The organism is Salifodinibacter halophilus (genome assembly GCA_012999515.1).
Classification (GTDB): Bacteria; Pseudomonadota; Gammaproteobacteria; order Nevskiales; family Salinisphaeraceae; genus Salifodinibacter; species Salifodinibacter halophilus.
This window is the reverse complement of sequence record JABEEB010000580.1, coordinates 1-245: the sequence shown is the minus strand read 5'-3', so window position 1 is coordinate 245 and position 245 is coordinate 1. Positions and strand designations below refer to the sequence as shown.

Below are 245 nucleotides of genomic sequence, written 5' to 3'. Positions count from 1 at the left end.
TCGACGCTGCCGGCGGCGGCGGCGCGATTCGCGGCGCCGATCTTCCGACTTTGGTCTATCGTGGCGGCCCAAGCGCGAATGGCGGCGACGCGGTCGCCGCGCGGGTGAGTTTCACCGGCGCGATCTCGGTGCGTGCGACTACCTGCAACACGCCGAGCTTGCGCGTGGCGCTGGCGCCGATCGCGCCGCAGGCGCTGGCCCAGCCCGGCGCCAGCGCCGGCGCCAAGGATTTCGAACTGCGCCTG

1 protein-coding gene is annotated in these 245 nt (G+C 73.5%); it reads left to right on the top strand.

Annotated elements, in window-relative coordinates:
- A partial coding sequence (locus HKX41_12905; protein ID NNC25034.1) for a hypothetical protein occupies positions 1 to 245 on the top strand: 245 nt, incomplete at both ends.